Raw genomic sequence first — 3,671 nt, 5'->3', positions numbered from 1 at the left:
GCCCGTTATGTCGCCGCCACCCGCCCGCGCTCCACCCAGCAGATCGTGGAGGTCGACGCTGCGCTCGTCCGGTTCGTCCGTGCGCGGCTCCCGCTGGATCCCGCCGCCCGGATCCGGGTCCGCGCCGCCGACGCCCGCGCCGGGCTCGCCAAGGTGCCGGAGGGCTGGGCGGATCTGGTGATCGCCGATGTGTTCAGCGGCGCCCGTACGCCCGCGCATCTCACCAGCGGCGAGTTCCTCGCGGAGGTACGGCGGGCCCTGCGGCCGGACGGCTGTTACGCGGCCAATCTCGCCGACGGGCCGCCGCTCGGCCATCTGCGCGGGCAGATCGCCACCGCCGCGACCGCCTTCGCGCATCTCGCGCTCGCCGCCGATCCGGCCGTGCTGCGCGGACGCCGGTTCGGCAATGCCGTACTGCTCGCCTCCGACCGTGAGCTGCCGCTCGCCGAGCTGACCCGCCGGGTCGCGAGCGATCCGCACCCGGGGCGGGTCGAACACGGACGCGCGCTGGCCGACTTCACCGGCGGGGCGCCCGCCGTCACGGACGCGAGCGCCAAGCCGTCACCGCCGCCTCCGGCCGACGCGTTCACCGCCTGACGGACGCGTCCACCGCCCGCCCGTCGCCGTCGCCGGGCACGCTCAGCGGTCGTCGAACTGGACCATCGGCGGATGGTCGTTCCAGGTGCAGAACACCGAGACCTCCCGGCCGTCGCGGGTGAACGTCACCCGGATCCAGGTCGGCTGCGTCCACACCTGCATCTGCCAGCCCGCGTCCGGGGTCGCCGAGACCAGCTCGGCCGAGACCTCGCCGATGTCGAAGGCGACCCGGCCGCCGTCGACCGTGTAGCTCTTCACCCGCCCGGAATCGGGTGGTTCCGCGTAGCCGTCCGCGCCGCCCTGCGGGGGCTCTCCCGTCGACGCGTACGAGGACGGCTGCTGCTCCCCGGCCGGGGTCGCCGCTCCCGCGTCCGCACCGGCGCCCTCGTCCGCACCCGTACCCGCGTGCCCGTCCGTGTCCGTGTCCGCGGACTTCGCCGGAGGGCTCGGTCTCGTCGCGGACGGGCTCGGAGGCCGCTGGGTGGAGGAGGCGACGGGACTGGGCCGCGCCGCCGAGTTGTCCGAGGGCAGCGCGAGCGCGCGCGGCGGGTCGTAGGCCGTACCGGCCATGACCGTACGGACACCCCACCACGTGAGTGTGACCGCCGCCCCGGTGGCCAGCGACCACGCCATCGCGTGTACGAGTCCTCTGCGCATCCGGGCCATAGTGCCGCACCCCGCAACTCCCGCGCCAGACGGCCCTCGTGCCACACGAGCCCCGTGGATCACCGACGCCGGACGCCGACCGTGGACCGTCCGAGGACCGCCCGTGGACCGTCCGTGTCGCGCAGCGCGGGACGGCCCCGGGGACGACGGCCCGTGGACCGGACCGCCGGGACCGGCCTCCTCGCGTTCCCCGGATGGCGTACGGTGCCGCCCATGCCCAGTGTGCTCGTGGTCGAGGACGACCAGTTCGTGCGCTCCGCCCTCATCAGGCATCTGACCGAGGCCTCCCACACCGTACGGAGCGTCGGTACCGCCCTGGAGGCGCTGCGCGAAGTCGCCCATTTCCGGTTCGACGTGGTCATACTCGACCTCGGGCTGCCCGATCTCGACGGCGCCGAGGCCCTGAAGATGCTGCGCGGCATCACCGACGTACCGGTGATCATCGCCACCGCGCGGGACGACGAGACGGAGATCGTACGGCTGCTCAACGACGGCGCCGACGACTATCTCACCAAGCCGTTCTCGGTGGAGCATCTCTCGGCCAGGATCGCGGCCGTCCTGCGCCGCTCGCGCGCGGGCGCCGAGGAGGCCACGCCCTCGCGTGTCATCCGGGTCGGCGGGCTGTCCATCGACCCGCTGCGCCGCCAGGCCGAACTGGACGGGTCCGCACTGGATCTGACGCGGCGCGAGTTCGATCTGCTGGCCTTCCTCGCCGGGCGCCCGGGAGTGGTCGTCCCGCGCAAGGAGCTGCTCGCCGAGGTCTGGCAGCAGTCCTACGGCGACGACCAGACCATCGATGTCCATCTCTCCTGGCTGCGGCGCAAACTCGGCGAGACGGCGGCCAGGCCGCGCTATCTGCACACGCTGCGCGGTGTCGGGGTGAAGCTGGAGCCGCCGAGATGAGTCTGGAGCCGCGGACATGAGATGGGCCCTGGTCAAGGTGGCCGTGGCCGTCACCGTGATGGTCGTCGTGGCCTTCGCCGTACCGCTGGGACTGGTCATCAAGGAGATGGCCAGGGACCGTGCCTTCACCAACGCCGAGCGGCAGGCCGCCACCATCGGCCCGACGCTCTCCATCACCACCGACCGCGCGGAGCTGGAACGGGCCGTCGCCTCCACGCTGGCCGGCGCGTACGGACGGATGGCCGTGCATGTCCCGGCCACCGACGAGCCGGGCAGTGCGCCGCTGGAGATCGGTACGCGCCGGGCCGCCGAGGAGGATCTGCGGACCGTCCGGCGTATCGGCCGCGCCTCCATCACCGAGGTCGCGGGCGGCTACGCCCTGCTCCAGCCGACCGCGCTCAGCCGGGCGAGGATCGCGGTGGTCGAGATCTTCGTGCCGGACGGCGAGGTCTCCAACGGGGTCACCACCGCCTGGCTGGTGCTCGCGGCGGTGGGGCTCGCGCTGGTGGTCGGCTCGGTCGCGGTCGCCGACCGGCTCGGACTGCGGATGGTCGAGCCGGCGCAGCGTCTCGCGCACGCGGCGCACGCGCTGGGTGAGGGAAAGCTCGGCGCGCGGGTCCCGGAGGAGGGGCCGCCCGAACTGCGCTCGGCCGCCGTCGCGTTCAACTCGATGGCCGACCAGGTCGTCCAGCTCCTGGCCAACGAGCGGGAGCTCGCCGCCGATCTCTCGCACCGGCTGCGCACCCCGCTCACCGTGCTGCGGCTCAACGCCGCCTCGCTGGGCGAGGGCCCGGCCGCCGACCAGACCAGAGCGGCCGTCGCCCAGTTGGAACGCGAGGTCGACACGATCATCCGTACCGCCCGCGAGTCCAAGCCGCAGACGGTGGCCGCCGGGCCCGCCGGAGGCTGTGACGTCTCCGAGGTCGTCCGGGAGCGGATGGACTTCTGGTCCGCGCTGGCCGAGGACGAGGGCCGTACGGCACGGGTCGCGGGCATCGGCGGCCCGGTCCGTATCCCGGTGGTCAGGGCCGAACTGGCCGCCGCGCTCGACGCGTTGCTCGGCAATGTCTTCCGGCACACCCCGGAGGGCACGGCCTTCGCCGTCGACGTGCACAACGGCGAGGACGCCGTGATCGTCCTGGTCTCGGACGCGGGCCCCGGCATCGCCGATCCCCGGGCCGCGCTCGCGCGGGGCAACAGCGGCGGACGGGACGGTTCGACCGGGCTCGGCCTCGACATCGTGCGCCGGGTGGCGGAGTCGACGGGCGGAGACGTACGGATCGGCCGCTCGGTGCTCGGCGGCACCGAGGTACGGATCTGGATCGGGCTCGACGGCTGGCGCTCCCCGGACGCGCCGCGCGGGCACCGTCTCGGCCGCCGCAAGCGGGCTGCGCAGGGCCGCAAGGCGGCGGAGGCCTGAGGCCCGCGGCTCCGCGCCCTCCGGTCCGGCTCCCTCCGGCCTCGCGGCCCGGTGCCCTGCGGTCCGCCGCCCTGCGGCCCTGCGC

Annotated in this window: 4 protein-coding genes; 3 read left to right on the top strand and 1 reads right to left on the bottom strand. The window is 74.3% G+C overall.

Going from position 1 to position 3,671, the window contains the following annotated elements; genetic code table 11:
• Positions 1–597 (top strand): spermidine synthase (locus BFF77_RS20260; RefSeq protein WP_169922693.1); only part of this gene is annotated, 597 nt, incomplete at its 5' end.
• Positions 598–639: 42 nt separating this feature from the next.
• Here BFF77_RS20260 and BFF77_RS20255 read toward each other — a convergent pair.
• Complete coding sequence (locus BFF77_RS20255; protein ID WP_066951899.1) at positions 640–1,263, bottom strand: hypothetical protein; 624 nt, start codon at positions 1,261–1,263, stop codon at positions 640–642.
• A 213-nt stretch (positions 1,264–1,476) separates the two neighbouring features.
• On the opposite strand from BFF77_RS20255, the gene BFF77_RS20250 reads away from it, so the two are divergent.
• Positions 1,477–2,166: a response regulator transcription factor gene (locus BFF77_RS20250; protein WP_211280282.1), complete on the top strand. Its 690-nt coding sequence runs from the start codon at positions 1,477–1,479 to the stop codon at positions 2,164–2,166.
• Between the two features lie 16 nt (positions 2,167–2,182).
• The gene (locus BFF77_RS20245; RefSeq protein WP_066951896.1) at positions 2,183–3,586 is read left to right on the top strand and encodes a sensor histidine kinase; all 1,404 of its coding nucleotides are present in this window, start codon (positions 2,183–2,185) and stop codon (positions 3,584–3,586) included.
• Positions 3,587–3,671 lie beyond the last annotated feature (85 nt).

Origin of the sequence: Streptomyces lushanensis, from assembly GCF_001700515.1 — a bacterium.
GTDB lineage: Bacteria > Actinomycetota > Actinomycetes > Streptomycetales > Streptomycetaceae > Streptomyces > Streptomyces lushanensis.
The sequence above is the reverse complement of the archived record's forward strand: the minus strand, read 5'-3'. Positions and strand labels throughout refer to the sequence as shown.